This window comes from Bradyrhizobium sp. BR13661 (assembly GCF_029892425.1).
In the GTDB taxonomy this organism is placed as follows: Bacteria; Pseudomonadota; Alphaproteobacteria; order Rhizobiales; family Xanthobacteraceae; genus Bradyrhizobium.
This window is the reverse complement of the sequence record NZ_JARXWB010000014.1, coordinates 1-15,681: the sequence shown is the minus strand read 5'-3', so window position 1 is coordinate 15,681 and position 15,681 is coordinate 1. Positions and strand designations below refer to the sequence as shown.

General features: G+C 62.9%; 18 protein-coding genes and 1 tRNA gene. 12 read left to right on the top strand and 7 right to left on the bottom strand.

Features of this window, described 5'->3' with window-relative positions:
* Positions 1-23: 23 nt before the first annotated feature.
* Positions 24-548 carry a hypothetical protein gene (locus tag M2427_RS22440; protein WP_280708865.1) on the top strand — a complete coding sequence of 175 codons (525 nt, stop codon included), beginning with the start codon at positions 24-26 and terminating at the stop codon, positions 546-548.
* A gap of 31 nt (positions 549-579) precedes the next feature.
* Here M2427_RS22440 and pstB read toward each other — a convergent pair whose 3' ends face one another.
* Positions 580-1,356 (bottom strand): phosphate ABC transporter ATP-binding protein PstB, encoded by a 777-nt coding sequence (gene pstB / locus M2427_RS22435; RefSeq protein ID WP_280709066.1) that lies wholly within the window; start codon positions 1,354-1,356, stop codon positions 580-582.
* A 346-nt stretch (positions 1,357-1,702) separates the two neighbouring features.
* On the opposite strand from pstB, the gene M2427_RS22430 reads away from it, so the two are divergent.
* Positions 1,703-1,915, top strand: coding sequence for a hypothetical protein (locus M2427_RS22430; protein ID WP_141678773.1), 213 nt, complete (start codon positions 1,703-1,705; stop codon positions 1,913-1,915).
* A 183-nt stretch (positions 1,916-2,098) separates the two neighbouring features.
* The gene (locus tag M2427_RS22425) at positions 2,099-2,827 is read left to right on the top strand and encodes a YkgJ family cysteine cluster protein (RefSeq protein WP_280708863.1); all 729 of its coding nucleotides are present in this window, start codon (positions 2,099-2,101) and stop codon (positions 2,825-2,827) included.
* A gap of 73 nt (positions 2,828-2,900) precedes the next feature.
* On the opposite strand, the gene M2427_RS22420 is transcribed toward M2427_RS22425, so the two are convergent.
* A complete protein-coding gene (locus tag M2427_RS22420; RefSeq protein WP_280708862.1) occupies positions 2,901-4,445 on the bottom strand; it encodes a heme peroxidase family protein in 1,545 nt (514 codons plus the stop codon).
* A 483-nt stretch (positions 4,446-4,928) separates the two neighbouring features.
* Here M2427_RS22420 and M2427_RS22415 point away from each other — a divergent pair, with 483 nt between their 5' ends.
* The 5 genes from M2427_RS22415 to M2427_RS22395 all read left to right on the top strand — a co-directional run bounded on the left by M2427_RS22415 (position 4,929) and on the right by M2427_RS22395 (position 8,224).
* Entirely contained in the window at positions 4,929-5,282 is a 354-nt protein-coding gene (locus M2427_RS22415; protein ID WP_280708861.1) for a hypothetical protein, read from the top strand.
* Positions 5,283-5,428: 146 nt separating this feature from the next.
* A complete protein-coding gene (locus tag M2427_RS22410; protein ID WP_280708860.1) occupies positions 5,429-5,935 on the top strand; it encodes a hypothetical protein in 507 nt (168 codons plus the stop codon).
* A 261-nt stretch (positions 5,936-6,196) separates the two neighbouring features.
* Positions 6,197-6,679 carry a transcription elongation factor GreA gene (gene greA / locus M2427_RS22405; RefSeq protein WP_280708859.1) on the top strand — a complete coding sequence of 161 codons (483 nt, stop codon included), beginning with the start codon at positions 6,197-6,199 and terminating at the stop codon, positions 6,677-6,679.
* 92 nt (positions 6,680-6,771) lie between these two features.
* The gene (locus tag M2427_RS22400) at positions 6,772-7,809 is read left to right on the top strand and encodes an alpha/beta fold hydrolase (RefSeq protein ID WP_280708858.1); all 1,038 of its coding nucleotides are present in this window, start codon (positions 6,772-6,774) and stop codon (positions 7,807-7,809) included.
* A gap of 193 nt (positions 7,810-8,002) precedes the next feature.
* Positions 8,003-8,224: a hypothetical protein gene (locus M2427_RS22395; protein WP_280708857.1), complete on the top strand. Its 222-nt coding sequence runs from the start codon at positions 8,003-8,005 to the stop codon at positions 8,222-8,224.
* Positions 8,225-8,262: 38 nt separating this feature from the next.
* Here the strand turns inward: M2427_RS22395 and M2427_RS22390 are convergent, their stop codons facing one another.
* Positions 8,263-8,493, bottom strand: a complete 231-nt coding sequence (locus M2427_RS22390) for a hypothetical protein (protein WP_280708855.1) — start codon at positions 8,491-8,493, stop codon at positions 8,263-8,265.
* Positions 8,494-9,076: 583 nt separating this feature from the next.
* Here M2427_RS22390 and M2427_RS22380 point away from each other — a divergent pair.
* The gene (locus M2427_RS22380; protein ID WP_280708853.1) at positions 9,077-9,754 is read left to right on the top strand and encodes a hypothetical protein; all 678 of its coding nucleotides are present in this window, start codon (positions 9,077-9,079) and stop codon (positions 9,752-9,754) included.
* Between the two features lie 367 nt (positions 9,755-10,121).
* Here the strand turns inward: M2427_RS22380 and M2427_RS22375 are convergent.
* The 3 genes from M2427_RS22375 to M2427_RS22365 all read right to left on the bottom strand — a co-directional run bounded on the left by M2427_RS22375 (position 10,122) and on the right by M2427_RS22365 (position 12,299).
* Positions 10,122-10,196: transfer RNA gene (locus M2427_RS22375), tRNA-Val, on the bottom strand.
* 95 nt (positions 10,197-10,291) lie between these two features.
* On the bottom strand, positions 10,292-11,572 hold the full coding sequence (locus tag M2427_RS22370) for a hypothetical protein (RefSeq protein WP_280708851.1): 1,281 nt from the start codon (positions 11,570-11,572) through the stop codon (positions 10,292-10,294).
* A 118-nt stretch (positions 11,573-11,690) separates the two neighbouring features.
* Positions 11,691-12,299 (bottom strand): DUF1134 domain-containing protein, encoded by a 609-nt coding sequence (locus M2427_RS22365; RefSeq protein ID WP_057748565.1) that lies wholly within the window; start codon positions 12,297-12,299, stop codon positions 11,691-11,693.
* Between the two features lie 93 nt (positions 12,300-12,392).
* On the opposite strand from M2427_RS22365, the gene M2427_RS22360 reads away from it, so the two are divergent.
* Positions 12,393-12,914 (top strand): YHS domain-containing (seleno)protein, encoded by a 522-nt coding sequence (locus M2427_RS22360; protein ID WP_280708850.1) that lies wholly within the window; start codon positions 12,393-12,395, stop codon positions 12,912-12,914.
* Here M2427_RS22360 and M2427_RS22355 read toward each other — a convergent pair.
* Positions 12,908-13,735 carry a 3'(2'),5'-bisphosphate nucleotidase CysQ gene (locus M2427_RS22355; protein ID WP_280708849.1) on the bottom strand — a complete coding sequence of 276 codons (828 nt, stop codon included), beginning with the start codon at positions 13,733-13,735 and terminating at the stop codon, positions 12,908-12,910. The two genes, M2427_RS22360 and M2427_RS22355, sit on opposite strands and share 7 nt — an antisense overlap.
* A 176-nt stretch (positions 13,736-13,911) precedes the next feature.
* Between M2427_RS22355 and M2427_RS22350 the strand changes: the two genes are divergently transcribed.
* Positions 13,912-14,565, top strand: coding sequence for a histidine phosphotransferase family protein (locus M2427_RS22350; RefSeq protein ID WP_280708848.1), 654 nt, complete (start codon positions 13,912-13,914; stop codon positions 14,563-14,565).
* 196 nt (positions 14,566-14,761) lie between these two features.
* On the top strand, positions 14,762-15,681 hold a 920-nt coding region (locus M2427_RS22345; protein ID WP_280708847.1), incomplete at its 3' end, for an Hpt domain-containing protein.

The window sequence follows — 15,681 nt, the reverse complement described above, 5'->3', positions numbered from 1 at the left end:
AGCGCCAAAAGCCCGGAGGCACGATGCAGACCGAGCTGAACAAGGTGATCGCCGCCGTCAGGGACTTCTATGCCCACGAAAAATTCCTGTTCGAGAAGGATCTCGGCGAACGCGCGATCACGCATCGCTTCGCCGTCCATCTCGAGCGGCAATTTTCGGGCTGGACGGTCGACTGCAATTACGACCGCCTCGGCGAGCGTACGCTGCATCTGCCGCACGGCACCATCATCTCGACCGACGATCATCTCGGCAAGTCGATCTACCCCGACGTCGTCGTGCACCAGCGCGAGATCCCGAACAATCTGCTCACCGTCGAGATCCGCAAGGCGAGCAATCACACGCCGCTGGAGCACGACCAGCACAAGCTGATGGCGCTGACCGATCCGCACATCTGGTTCGCCTACTGGATCGGGGTGCTGCTGGTGCTGGACAAGAACGGCGTGACGATGTCGGAGGTCTATGTCGGTGGCGCGCTCGATCAGGCGCAATCGCCGTGGTTCTCGGACCGGCTTGCGGCGAGCGGTTTCGCGGCAACGCGCGGGTGCTGACTGGGATCAACGACGATGTCGCGCTGCCCTTCTATCCGAAGCGGCCGGTGATGAACCGTTGCGTGCGCAAATCCCGGGGCGACACGAAGATGTCGCGGACGGTGCCGAACTCGGCCATCTCGCCGAGATACATGAAGCCGGCATAGTCCGACACCCGCGCGGCCTGCTGCAGATTGTGGGTGACGATGATCACCGTGTGGGCCTGTTTCAATTCGTCGATTGTCTGTTCGATTTTTGCCGACGAGATCGGGTCGATGGCCGAACAGGGTTCGTCAAGGAGAATGACCTCGGGCTGAATTGCAATGGTGCGGGCAATGCTGAGTCGCTGTTGTTGGCCCCCGGACAACGCCAATCCGCTCTTGAAAAGATCATCTTTCACTTCGTCCCAGAGCGCTGCGCGCCGCAATGCGGCTTCGACCGCCGTATCCGTTTCTGCCTTGGTGAGTTGCCGATTGAGGGAAATTCCAAAAGCAACATTATCATAAATTGACATGGGAAATGGCGTCGGCCTCTGGAAGACCATGCCAATTCGCGTTCTCAGGACCACGGCGTCGAGGTTTCTCGAGAGAATATCTTCCCCGTCGAGCAGGACCGCTCCCTCGACCCGCTGGCCGGGGTACAGGCTGTACATCCGATTGAACACGCGCAACAATGTCGACTTGCCGCATCCAGAGGGGCCAACGAGCGCTGTGACGCGATTGGCATAGATCGGCATGGATATGTCTTTGAGGGCTTGGTTGCCGTCCTGATAGTAGAAATTGAGATGCCGGACGCTGATCTTTTCCGTGGGGGGCTGCTGGTCGGGCATCGAGCGGATCACTTTGGCCAATTGATCAATCGCCGCCGCGGACCTTGCCGTCCCTTCGGCACGAATTCTCTCGATCGTTGCTTCGCTTAAGCTTCCCATGAGCAGGCTCGGTTTATCGACCAATGTTTTCTGAATAGACCCGATCGGTCCGGAGCGCGTTGATCAGGCTCAACGAACGAACCAGAGGCTGAGGGCGATCGGAGCTGCCGTGTCATCGCGATTTTGCGGGCGCATCGAGCGGCCTGCGATGGCTCATCGACCGCATTGATTCCGGTCAAACCGGTTGCAGGAAAGATTGTTATGTTGACCCGGTTCCGTTGCCAGGTCTTTAGCCGAGAGAGAGCACATGCCGGACGAGAATCGCGGAGAAAAACCCGCAGCAAGCAATGAGAAGACGCCGGCTGAACAAGCAGGTTTGCCGCAGGACGAGGACCGCCCTGAACCGGCCAAGCCGCTGCTTACGGGTATGACTGGAATGCACATCGACAGGCGCGACGAGAATGCGGCGAGTGGCTCGCCGGGTGCCGACATCGATCGCACTGTGGCAGAGGACGAATGAGCCGCCACCATCTTGCAGGCCGGTCATTCGCGTCGTCGCAGTAGGCGGCGTGCTCGATCAGCCGCAGTCGCGCTGGTTCGCCGAGCGGATTGCCGAGAGTGGTCTTGGGGCCGCGCGTTAGGGCCTGCGCGCCAAGTGTAGCGTGTCGCGATACGACTGGTAACGTCGGTCATTTCTGCCAACATGAGCAATCGATTCGAGGTTGGCTACCGCATGTGCGCTCAAGACACCATCGACTTTGTTAAAAATGATATCGCGGAAGTTGGTGCCCTCGTGCGTTCGCTGTCGAGCAGATACGAACGCATCTTCGAAAATCTGCGCGCATCGTTTGCGGTTGAGCTCGGACGTGCGGATAGTATGGTGGCGGCAGCTCACGCCGGCGTAGCCATCGCTGATGCAGCGGCAACGAGTTTTCGTGAGCACATGCCAAATCAGCCGGTCATTGCATGCAGCGCGAGTTGTGCAGCGTGCTGCCATCTCCATGTCAAGGTACCACCCGGCGTCGCCGCGCTCATATCGGATTACATCACCGCCAACTTTTCGGTCGAGGATCGTGCGGCGCTGCGGGTGCGCTTGGAAAACGCGGCCGCCGCGTCGCGACACGCCGCTGATGCCACCGCGCTTCGGCAGCGATGTCCGTTGCTTGGGCAGGACGATCGGTGCTCCGTTTACCCGGTCCGTCCGCCGTCCTGCCGGGCATTCACGTCCGGATCAGTATCCCGCTGCCATGAAGTCGTATTCGGCCCGAATACTGACGGTGGCGGCGTCACGCAAAGCGCCGCGCATTTCCGCATTTATATGGAAGCGACGGCCGCACTGGAAACTGCCGCCCGAAATCGCGGCATTCCTCATCATCAGATAGAGCTCTCGGCGGCGCTCCTGGATCAAATCGGGCCGAGCGATCAAGCCTAAGACACCCAAGAAGTCACTGCGGAAAGGCCGCCCGCGTGACGCGGACGGCCTCCCTTCGTCAACCGTTACAATCTCAATGCAGCGGAGCGCCGTTACCCAGCGCGTAGGTCACGAGATCCTTCAGCTTGAAATCGGGACCGGTCACCGGCGCCCAGTTCGGATCGAGTGACAGCACGGAGGAGGCGTCGCCGAACATCATGCCGAGGAAGACTTCGGCGACGATGCGGCCGCCGACCGGGCCGAGCTGCGGCGTCGTGATTCCAGCCGCCGGCGCGCCGGTGGCGGGGACCGGGACCTTTGTCGCGAACTGGCGCGCTTCCGCGAGGATGTAAGTCCAGAGCGGGCAATTGCCCTTGAACGCGCCGTTGGCGATCGATGTGATCGGAACCTGCGGATCACCTGAGGGATCGGGATTGTCTACGGCCCGGCCGACGATGATCTTCTCGTCGGCCAGCGGCGTCTGGTGCATCGCCCTGGCGACCGCCTGGCCCGACGGCAGACCAAGCCGCCAGCTGCGTTCGAGGTTGCGAAGCGCCAGCGAGGCCGGATTGGAGGCGATCTCCGGCGGCAGCTTGCGCAGCGGATCGACCAGCGATGTGTCGATGCGATAGGCGAGCTGGAGACGCCGCTTGTTATCGGGATTGGTGCTGTCGTCCTCGACACCATAGGCGCGCTTGTCGATGTCGATGAAGCGTCCCCAGTCGATGGCGCGTCCCGGACCCATGGAGCGGAAGCCGGTCAGCGCGTTGTTGTCGGGGTTGTTGGGGTCGGGGAAGATCTGCAGCAGCATATTGTCGGCGTCGTTCAGCCGATAGCCGGGCCGGATCATGGAATGCCCGAGCCGGTAGGCCGCAACGGAAAACTCGACCGGCATGTAGGGGAAGCTCTTCCAGTGATAATAGGCGAGCTTGCTGTGGTCGTAGCGGCCGCCGGTCTTGAGATCGTTCAGCACGGTCGCATTGACGATCCGCGGCAGGAAATCGTTGAGCACGACATATTGGTAGTGGAAGCGGACACGCTGTTGCACGTCCTGGAAGGAGAGCGTGTCATTGTCGTCGACCATGCGGTTGTGGAAGCGCAGCATCAGTCCCTGGAACTGCGAGACGATGCTGTTCTCGTCGTTGCGGGGATCGCCGATCAGTGCGCGGCCCCTGAAGCGCGGCAGGTCGAAGGAGCTGGGCACGCCGATGCCGGTGAGGGGATCGCCGAGGAGGAATCTGCCGTTGCTGTCGTACATGTAGGGCTGGTCGTTCGGACCGCGGCCGTAGAGATTGTCCAGGTCGAACGACGGCGTGCGGAAGTCGATCAGCCCGTCCGGATCCTGCTGCTTGGTCAGCGAACTCACCGGGTCGAAGGTGATGTCGTGATCGATGAACTGGCCGAAATAGGTATAAAGCGCGGGAATTCCGCTCTCCTCGGCATCGGGGCCGTCCTTGGGCACATCGAAACTGCTGACCATGTTGTCGGCGAGCACCGAGAGGTTGGCGATGTTGTCGGCCTCGTTCGGGCCGAAATTTGCCGGTGTCAGCGTGCGGAACATGCGGCCAAAGCGGCCTTGTGACAGCGGCGAGCGGGTGGCGTTGAGACCGCGGGGCGAAGTGGCGTGACGACTGCTCATAAATAACCTCCTTGAAAAGTTACGACGGAAAGCAACTAAAGCTAAGGTTGTTCGTCATGAAATATGCAGGTGAGGCTAGATCGCGAATTTTTGCCTCGCAATGCGCTGTTTCACACATTGCGCGGCGTCGTTGCGGTTCCCGCGGCGAGCGCTGAGAGCAACCTGCGGATGCGCTTTGCAAATTCTTCCTGCATCGACGGCGAATAACATTCTCGTCATCGACATCAGCCGACGTTGAAGCAACGTCAGCTTCGCCGACCTATCCGGCGAAGCGATTGGCGTAGCGAGCATCGTGCTCGCGTGAAAATTGTATTTGTCGACGAATGCCGCCTCATCGGGCGTCGCGTCGTCGCAAGCCGGCGCGGCAATGTGATCCCGGCCACAGTTTGGAGCGGTGGCCCCGCCTATCTTCGACGGACTTGCACGGACGATCCCATGGGAGGATGCTCCCCTGATTGGGGATCAGTCATTTTGGAGGTTCTGATGCAAAGATCATATTTGCTGGCTGCGGCTGCGACGCTGGCGCTCATCGCGCAAACACCGCTCGCACTGGCGCAGACCACGCCGCCTGCCACGACCACTCCACCGGCTGCAACCGCCGCGCCGACGGCCACGACGCCGACGACCACGACGCCGCCTGGCACAGCCTCGGACACAACGAGCCCGTCGACCGCTTCGAAGAAGAGCGCCGAGAAGAAGCCGGCGAAGAAGACGATGCCGAAGGCGATGAACCAGCAGGAGATGCAACATTCGATGGATACCGGGACCGTGCCCGAGCGCTATCGCAAGTCCGTGCCCAAGGAGTATCAGCAATACGTTCCGTTCGAGAAGCAGTGACCGATCGTCTCACCGGCGCGGCGCGCTGGTCGCGTTGCGCCGCGGTTGAGCTCGAGCCATGCAGGAGTGGTGGTTTGATCTGACTTGCGGCCCTTGTCGTGGTCACCGTTACAGGTGTTAGACTACGCCAAGCCGGGGGAGCCGTAATGAGTGACGATGCAAAGGATGCTGGCCTTGTTGCCATGATCAGCAGCATCCTGGGAGGCAACAAGCGTGCGGAAGCCGCCGGCCCGCCGCCGCTTGCCGACTTCCTTCCATCCGCTCCAGCAGCACCGACGCCATCAGCGGTCGTCGAGATTCCGGAGGCCGCTTCTCCGAAGCTCCAGGGTGCATTCGAAGGCGGATCCGAAGACACATCCGACACCGTGGTGACGACGCCGAAGCCGGCCGAGCCTGTCAGTCAAGCCATGACGCCTGACGGCAAGAGGTTGTTGCCGGCGGCGGCGATTGCCGATCTCGTGCTCGGCGAACTGCGCAAGATCGAGGGTTTTCCCGCCTCCGGCGTCTCGGTCACCGTGTACGGTTACAGGCACTGGAACGCGATGCTCACCTTCGCGCCGTTCTCGACCAATTTCCAGAGCGCGACCCGGTTCCGCCAGGCGCTGCCCGACCTCGTCTTCAAGCTGCGACGTTTCGTCGAACTTGAGATATAGTGGACGATGCGAGCCGGGAACTCTTACACCTCTCCCGGAGGGAGAGGTCGTATCGCATCGAAGATGCGATACGGGTGAGGGCTTAAGGTCCCTCTGTGTGCCGCCGCCCCTCACCCGGACTGCTCTGGCGCGCAATTGCGCACCAAAGCAATCCGACCTCTCCCCGCTGGGGAGAGGTGCCCCGCTTGGCAGCCGATCGAACCTAACTCCGTGCTCCAGGTCTGCTACAGTCGCCTGAAACTGTTCGACAGGATTTTCGAATTGAGCGTCGCCTTTACCAAAGAAGAGAGCGCCGAGACGGCCTCCGAGACGTTGTTGCCGGATCGTCCGATCTCGCCGCACCCGAACCTCGTGACGGAAACTGGCCTGCAGGCGTTGCAGGCGCAGCTCAACGACGCGCGCAAAGCCTATGAAGCCGCGCAAGCCATCGAGGACGTCAACGAAAAGCGCCGGCAGTCGGCGGTGCCGTTGCGCGACGTGCGCTATCTGACCGAACGCCTGCGCACGGCGCAGCTTGTTCCCAACCCGGCGTCATCGGAGACGATCGCCTTCGGCAGCACCGTGACCTTCAGCCGCGCTGACGGCCGCGTGCAGACCTACCGCATCGTCGGCGAGGACGAAGCCGATCCGAAGCAAGGCTCGATCTCGTTCGTGTCCCCGGTGGCGAGGTCGCTGATGGGGAAGGCGGTGGGTGATGTTGTCGGCTCCGGCGCACAGGAGATCGAGGTGTTGGCGATCGGGTAGGGGCCATTCCCGCTTGAATCATGACCGTTCGACGTTAAGCTTCGGCCAACGATCGCGCTGTACCGGTCGGGTACAAGAAGGGGAGGCAGGACATGCAGGCATCGCCGCTGTTTGGTATTCTCGCTGCCGTTGTCTTCGGCAGCTCTGCGCTCGCTCAATCGAATGTGCTCGTGACCGAAGAGGCGATGGTCAAGGCGAGCGATCCCGGCATCGAGATCTACGTCCGCAACAAGCGGCCCGCCGACATGACGACCTTCAGGTCCGAGCAGACGATCATCTATGTCCATGGGGCCACCTATCCTTCCGAGACGGCCTTCGATCTCAAGCTCGATGGTCTGTCCTGGATGGAGTACATCGCATCGCGCGGCTATGACGTCTGGCTGCTGGACCTCCGCGGCTACGGCAGGTCGACGCGGCCTGCAGAGATGGCGGACAAGCCCGAGGCCAATTCGCCGATCGTGACCGGAGAGACCGCAGTCAAGGACATCGGATCGGTGGTGGATTATGTCCTGCAGCGTCGCAATATTTCGCGTGTCAATCTGCTCGGTTGGTCGTGGGGCACGACGCTGATGGCGACCTACACGACTCAAAACGCATCGAAGGTCGAGCGCCTGGTGCTCTACGCGCCAGCGTGGATAAGACAGACGGCATCCCTGGTGCAGGCGGGCCCAGGCAAGCTCGGCGCCTACCGTACCGTGACAAGAGATCAGGCTAAGGAGAGGTGGTACACGGGCGTTGCCGAAGACAAGAAGGCAGACCTCATTCCAGCAGGGTGGTTCGACGCATGGGCGGACGCTACGTTCGCCACCGATTCGGTCGGCGCCGCGATGACACCTCCGGTCCTGCGTGCGCCGAACGGCGTCGTTCAGGATGGCCAGCAATATTCCGGCGCGGGCAAGCCTTATTATGATCCAGCGAAGATCACCGTGCCGACCTTGCTGGTCCATGCCGAATGGGACAAGGACACGCCGCCCTACATGGCGCAAACGCTGTTTCCGCTGCTGGTGAACTCGCCCGGCAAGCGTTACGTCGAGCTTGCCGAGGGAACGCACACCATCATCATGGAAAAGAACCGCCTCAAATTGTTCGAGGCCGTTCAGGCTTTTTTCGATGAGGGCCGGAAGGATTAGGACGCGGCCAAGTCGAGCATTGTAATTGCAAGAGCGCGCATCTTCCGATGAGGGGCGGGCTCGAACCGACAGGCCAGCCTAGTCAAATTCGCAAGCAAGCCGGAGCCCTTGATCTCCGGCAAAGGCGGCTTGCGCTCGAAGGGCTTCTTTTTCGGCGGCGCCGGCAGCAATCCTTCCGGATCGATTCCGGAGAGTGCAGGACGCGCGCAGAGTCAAACCGGACGACGGAGCCATCACTTTCTTTCTCGCCTTCGGCGCCAGCAGGCAGATGTGCCGGCTCGCGACGACCTTCAACACGCAGAAGCAGGCGTTCAGCTATCTTCAGAAGCATCGGACGCAGTTCGAGCGTATGGCGCGCACGCGCCTTGCTTCGGGAGAGGTCGAAGACGCCATCGTCGTGCTGTCGATGCTTTGATCGGGAGATCGACGAGTCTGCCAAGTTCAATTGGATTTTCAATTGATCGGGTGACCTCTTAAGCGAACGAACGTCGCTTTCAGAACGGGCCCGGCCGCGTCGCGAACTTCGATGGCCAGATCTTCGCTGCTGGCGAACGGTGTGAGCTGGCTGGCAACATCGGCAAGAGAGAGCGCCGCTTCGATCTCCGCGGCACGCTGACTGATCCAGGCCTTCTTCGTCCTGACGAGCAGCTCACGATCGCGTATGTCGAAGTAGAATCGCGACACCTACCGTGTCCTGTTGGATGGGGTTTCTCGTCCGGCATCCCGCGCCAGGCGTTCGGCCTTCAGCCGTTCCCTGTTCGCGTGGAAAGCCTGTTGCGCTTTCTCGTAATCGGTCACGACTTTCTCCGGGACCTGCTTGAAGTAATTGTTTGCCGCCTTGGCGGCAGGCGATCGAAATTGCTGTCTCATTAGCAGATCCTCTTGATCCCAGGTCCTCCGGTATCGGGGACTAGCTGATCGTCAACTCAATCCGTTCTGACGACCCATCCACGCCACGATGGCTCTCGACAGCGATGGCGACGGGCGGAAGCAGACAGCGCCGGCAGGACGGCCGGCGTTTTCGGTTTTTTCATCGCGCCCGGCAATTTGCAGGATAGGACTTGACCGGGCGCCTGGCACCGGTCGCAAGGTCAACCGCCGATCCCCTGATGCGTTCCTCAGAAAAGCCTGAGGGGTCCGGCGCGAGGTTTGACCGAGTGACGCTTTTGTCGCGGGCTCGGCTGCGCAACAGATCGAGATTTGCCGATCGCGCAGGGCTGATATAGACGGTCCCTGCTATGTCCGCGAAACAAAGCGCGATGGTTGGATGAGACGGTTTTTGTCGGGAGCGTTGCCGTTCTACGCGTTGGCGGGACTGGCGATATGCATGTACCTCGTCCTGTACAGGACTGACATCTTTGACTTGAACAGCATCGTCCGGGATGCGACCGGCTCCGCATGGTTTCCGGTCTTCATGTTCGTCTGCGTGCTTCTCGAGTCGGTCTTTCCGTATTTTGGTTATTTTCCCGGCACCGCGCTCATCCTGATGTCCGTGGCGCTCAATCCGAAGCCCGCAGATGCCTCCGTTTTCGTCCTGGCGTGGCTCGCCATCATCGTGGGCGCCGTTCTGAGCTACGGGCAGGCTCGCTTCTTCAGACCGTTCCTGCAGCGGGTCGCGTCGTCAGCGGCGCTGGGCCGCTGTGAGTGGCTCTTCGACGCCTACGGTCCCTACGCACGCATCGCCTTGTTCGTTCATCCCAACGCTTGCGCGATGTATTTCACCGCGCTCGGACTTCTCGGCCGCAACCTGGCGCGAGAGCTCGCCTATCTCTGCGTGGGTGCAGCGGCCGCCGTCGGCATCCTGTTCGTCATCGTGACCCGGCTGGTGTCGTCCGTCGGCGCCACGGATGACGGCGAGTTGCAGGTGCTGCTGGCCGCCGCGCTGGTTGTCATCGGGACCCTCGTCGGGCTGTATGCGGCATGGAGGCCAAGTCGGGTCGCTTGAAGTTTGCTCAGTCATTGCGAGCGCAGCGAAGCAATCCAGAGTGTGTCCGCGGAGGGATTTCTGGATGCTTCGCTGCGCTCGCAATGACGACGAGAGATCGCCCATCCGCCGCAGTCAGCCGCTTGTCCGACCATGCCATCATGCTCCTGTTTTGCCCGACGGAGCAAGAATTTTTCGGAAAATTCGTAACCCGTTGATCCGACTGAATTCGGCTACTGTGCATGGGGTTGTTTTCGAGGGTTTGACGGAGCGGAAGCAAGACGCCCCAGTCCGTTGACGCTCTTCGAGCTGCGCCGGACACGCTTCGCCATCATTGGGGCTGGATCATTGGGCCTGGCTGCGCCACGCGAAGCCTTTTGGCGAAGCGTGGTGGGCGCACAAGGGATCGAACCTTGGACCTCTCCCGTGTGAAGGGAACGCTCTCCCGCTGAGCTATGCGCCCGGGACCATCATGCGGGCGGCCGGACCTTGTCGGCCGGCCGGCGCATCGGAGCCCGCGATTTAGAAGTGCGGGCCCAAGGTGTCAAGTTTTTCCGCTCAGGCGCCCTGCTGGCGGGCGCGGGAGGCGTGGGCCTGCAGCGCGCGGATGCGCTCGGCGAGCGTTCCGCCACTCTCGGGGAGAGTGGCCGCGGTGCCATTGGCGGGGCGGGCGGCCGGCTTCGGCGGCTGGCCGGCCTCGGCCGCCAGCAGCGCCTCGATCGGCGAGTTCGGGCCCTCGAGCTGCATCGCGAGCTTTGCCACCTCGGCGGCGATGTCGTTGATGCGCTCGCGCAGCAGCGCGTTCTCCATGCGCTCGGTCGCCCAGGAACTCTCCGCCTGCTGCTGGATCGCATTGATGTCGCGCTGGAGTTTCGCGCGCTCGTCACGCGCGGCGCGCAGCTGCTCTTCCAGCGCGGCCTTCTCGGTGCGCAGCGTCTCCATCGCGGCGGACGATTTGCCGCCGCTCAAGGCGGCGATCTCGACGCGCAGGTCCTTGATGGTGCGCTCGGATGCATCGTTGGTCTGGCGCAGCTGGTTGTTCTCGTACTCGCGCTCGGCCAGCAGCTTGCCTTGCGTGGCGAGGCGGCCTTCGAGGTCGGCGACGCGGCTCGACAGCATCTCGGCTTCCTTCACCTGCACGATCAGCTGGCGATCGAGCTCGGTGACGCGCTGGCTCAGATTCTCGACGCGGCCGCGGGCATCGCCGAGCTCGCGCGTGGCGGCTTCCGATTCCGTACGCTCCTGCGCCAGCCGCGCTTGGGTCGCGGTGAATTCCTTCTCGGCATCGCCGACGCGGTTCTTCAATTCCTCGATCTGCGCGCGAACCGCGACCAGCTCGACCTGGCGGGTCTCCGCCATCATCGAACGGTCGGACAGTTCGGAGTTGATCTTGGCGAGCTCGGCCTGCTTGTTGCTGAGCGCGATCTCGGCCTCGCGCAACAATTCGGTCTTGGCGTTGAACTCTTCCTCGGTAGCGCGCAGCTGCTCCTTCACCGCCTTCTCGCGCGCCTCGAGCGCGAAGATCGTGGCGTTCTTCTCGCCGAGCTCGATCTTCATGCGGTTGATGGCGTCGCTCTTCTTGCCGAGCTCGGCGAGCTGGCTCGTGGTCTTGTTCTTGAGCTGGTCGACGCTCATCTCGAGCCGGCGCGCCGACATGGCGAACTCGGCGCGGAGCTGGTCCTTGTCGGCCTGGATCTCCGCCATCGACAGCGGCGTTGCCGCCTCGAGCCGGCGCGTGGTCAGGCGCACCGCGCGGTTATGCACCAGCGGCACGATGGCGAGCCCGCACAGCATCGACAGCAGGAAACCGATCGCCAGGTACATGATCGGTTCGACCATGGGTCAAACTCCGAGAAACAAGGAAGAATTTACCAAGGACAATGCATGGCGGGCCGGCAAAAAGCCAGCCCCGCCCTGTTGTTAACGTGAATCCGGGACTTGACCGGGGAGGGGAGCGCTAGAACGGGTTCCAGGTCGCTCGCGGCGTGTACTTCAAGTAGCCGATATTGGCGCCGAGGCGTAAGCCCAGGCCGGAGCGGATCGGCACCAGCACGATGTTGTTGGCGGTCAGCGCCGTCATGCCGAAGCCGCCGATGATATAGGCCGAGCCGTCGATGCCGGCGAAGCGCTGGTAGATCGCGTTGGTGGCGGGCAGGTTATAGACCAGCGTCATGGTGCGCGCGCCGTCGCCGCCCCAGTCGAAGCCGAGCGAGGGACCCTGCCAGTAGACGCGCAGGTCGCCGGCGTTCTTGGTGTAGAGCGTGCCTTCGCCGTAGCGCAGGCCTGCGACGAAGGCGCCGGAGCCTTCCTCGCCGAGGATATAGCCGTTCGGCAGGCCCCACTGGCTGACCGCCTTCTCGATGATCGAGGCGAGGCCGCGCGAGACATTGCCGAAGAAGCGGTGGCCGGCGGTGACGAGTTCGTCCGGGCCGTAGGTGTTCGGGGTCGGGGTGCGCTGCGGCGGCGGCAGGTCCGGCGGCGGCGCGGCCGTCTGGGCGGAGGCCGGCACGGTCCAGCCAGCCAGCGCGATGAGCGCCGCTGCGGCAAGGCGTGATGCGAAAGTCATAAAAGAACCCCTGGTATCGATCCCGGTCCGCTTCCCTTAACCTGATGCCAACAGGCACGGCCCTAGGTTGCGCCGGATGTCCCCTCGACTCGGATGTTATCCGCAGCAACTATGACGGCACAACGGCAGGAAGATAGCCCTTTACGCCTAGGAATTGCCTTGATCGGCCTTCTGGCGGGCATATGGCTCGGCTTGTCCGGGCTGCCGGCGCGCGCGGCCACCACCGAGCGGATCGTCGTCAATCGCTTCTCCGGCGTCGCCATCGAGGGCTTCGACCCTGTGGCCTATTTCGTCGACGGCATGGCCGTGCAGGGGACGGCGCAGTTCGAGGCCAACCTCTGGGGCGCGGTCTGGCGCTTCCGCAACGACGGCAACCGGGCCGAATTCCTGGCCCATCCCGAAGTCTACGGACCGCAGTTCGGCGGCTATGACCCCGCCGATATCGCCCGCGGCGTGATCATCGCCGGCAATCCGCGCTTCTTCGTGATCTCGGCGCAGCGGCTCTATCTGTTCAGCCGGGAAGACAATCGCGACGCCTTCGCGGCCAACCCCGAACGCTTCCTCTATGAAGTCGGCAAGCGCTGGCCGGCGCTTCAGGACAAGCTCAGTCAGTAGTTCGTTACCGCCCCGGCGTCGCCCCAGGCGATGAAATCAGGGATGATGAAGCCGGTATCGCCGCGCTCGCCGAACCGGAGCTCGCCGCCCTTGCCGTCGGTCACCTTGCCGCCAGCCGCCGTCACGACCGCGCAGCCGGCCCCGACGTCCCATTCGCAGGTCGGCCCGAAGCGGGGATAGATGTCGGCGCTGCCCTCCGCGATCCGGCCGAATTTGACGGCCGACCCGCAGGTCTTTCTGACAGCGTTGGGGCGGCGGTCGATGAACGCCTCACTCTTCTCATCGCCATGCGAACGGCTCACCGCGGCGATCCAGGGCTCGCCAGGCCTGGGCAGCTTGCGGCTATGAATAGGCTCGGCAGCGCCGATGGTTGCGCGGTCAAATCGCACCCGCTCGGCGCCGCGGCCGACGATGCCGCGCCAGAGCAGCCCCAGCGCGGGCGCGCTGACGATGCCGAGCAGCGGCACGCCCTGCGTCACGATGGCCAGGTTGACGGTGAATTCGTCGCGCCCAGCGACGAACTCCTTGGTGCCGTCGAGCGGATCGATCAGGAAGAAGCTGCCGCGAAACGGCGGCGAGGCGAGGTGGGTGCGCTCTTCCGAAAGTGTCGGCACGTCGTCTGCAAGCTGAGCCAGACCGTCGGCAATGATGCGGTCGGCGGCAAGGTCGGCCTCGGTCACCGGCGAGCCGTCCTGCTTGCCGTCGACCCGCATCGCCCCGCGGTCGACGCGCAGGATCGCCTCGCCGGCCTGCAGCACCAGCGCGGTCAGGGGCTCCATCAGCCGGCCGGCGGCCTCGCCGTCGATGATCCTCACCTGCATGCCTCATTCATTGGCAAGTTTCGTGTCTCTCACTTGATTCGCCTGTGGTGCTTTATGGCCGCTTCGAACCTATCGCAAGCTTCCTGCCACGGGCTGGCGAATGATAGAACCCGCAGCGACAGTTTAAGCCATGCGTGATTCGCCGCGTCCACGCCGTGCAATTGCAGGAACCCTTTATGTCTGACGCTCCGTCTTCAGGTACCGCTTCCGCTCCCGATATGCTCGAACTCGCGGCGCTGCTGTGCTCGCGGGTCTGTCATGATCTCATCAGCCCGGTCGGCGCCATCGTCAATGGGCTCGAAGTGCTCGATGACAATCCCAAGCCCGAGGATCGCGAATTCGCGCTCGACCTCATTCGCAAGAGTGCCAAGACCGCCTCCGCCCGCCTGCAGTTCTGCCGCCTCGCCTTCGGCGCGGCCGGTTCCTCCGGCGCGCAGATCGATCTCGGCGATGCCCAGACCATGGCGAAGGGCCACATCGAGGACGGCAAGTGCTCGATCACGTGGAATCTGCCGCGGCTGCTGCTGCCGAAGAACCGCGTCAAGCTGCTGCTCAACATGCTGGTCGTTGCCCAGCACACGATCCCGCGCGGCGGCATGCTGACGATCGATCCGATCGGCGAGGGCGAGACGATGAGCTTCCGCATCACCGCGACCGGACACAACGCGCGTCTGCCGCAGAACATCTCCGAGCTTCTCAGCGGCGAGCGCGGGCCGGCTGCAGATGCACATGCGATCCAGCCTTATTATACGCGCCTATTGGCGCAGGCCTGCGGTCTCACCGTGTCGCTCAAGCACGAGGGCGAGGCCATCATCGTTACCGCTTCGTAAACGCGCGCACAGCGCTCAGCGGTTAATTGATCCTTTACAAGGCGCTTCGGCTTGTCCGGAGCGCCTTATGTCTTTGTTGGTTCCGTTCTTTTGCACATACTCAACCATTATTAAACGCTTTGCGGTGAAGCTGGCCCCATTCCGATCTGGCGCATCACAATTCGTGCGCGCCCTCTCTGTATGAAGGCCTGTTTTCATGGATGATCTGTTGCGGGAGTTTCTGACGGAGACCAGCGAGAGCCTGGACACCGTCGACAATCAGTTGGTGAAGTTCGAGCAGGAGCCGAACAACGCCAAGATCCTGGATAACATCTTCCGCCTTGTTCATACCATCAAGGGTACGTGCGGCTTCCTCGGCCTGCCGCGGCTCGAAGCGCTGGCGCATGCCGGCGAGACGCTGATGGGCAAATTCCGCGACGGCATGCCGGTGACGGGACCGGCGGTGACGCTGATCCTGTCCTCGATCGACCGCATCAAGGAGATCCTCGCAGGTCTGGAGGCCACCGAAGCCGAGCCCGAAGGCGAGGACCGCGATCTCATCGACAAGTTAGAGGCAATGGTCGAGCAAGGCATGGCGGCCATGGCGGCCGGTGCTGCTGCTCCCGTTGCCGAAGCGCCGCCATTGGTGCCGGAAGCGCCTGTCGCCGCTGCGCCTGCGCCGGCTCCCGCCGCTGCAAAAGAGATGACCACGGGCACACTGATCGACCAGACCCTGGAACGTCCCTTGCGTCCGGGCGAGGTCTCGCTCGATGATCTCGAACGCGCCTTCCGCGAGACCGCGATCGAAGCCCCGGCGCCCGCGCCGGTGGCCGAGCCCGCGCCTGTTGCCGAAGCGCCTGCGCCGGCCGCGAAGGAAGCCAAGTCCGCCCGGGAAAAGGCTGCGGCCAAGAAGTTGGCAGCCGATGAGACCGCCGGCGAGGGCGACCGCATCGCCAACCAGTCGATCCGCGTCAACGTGGATACGCTGGAGCATCTGATGACCATGGTCTCCGAGCTGGTGCTGACCCGCAACCAGCTGCTGGAGATCTCCCGCCGCAACGAGGACACCGAGTTCAAGGTGCCGCTGCAGCGCCTCTCCAACGTCACCGCCGAGCTGCAGGAAGGCGTCATGAAGAC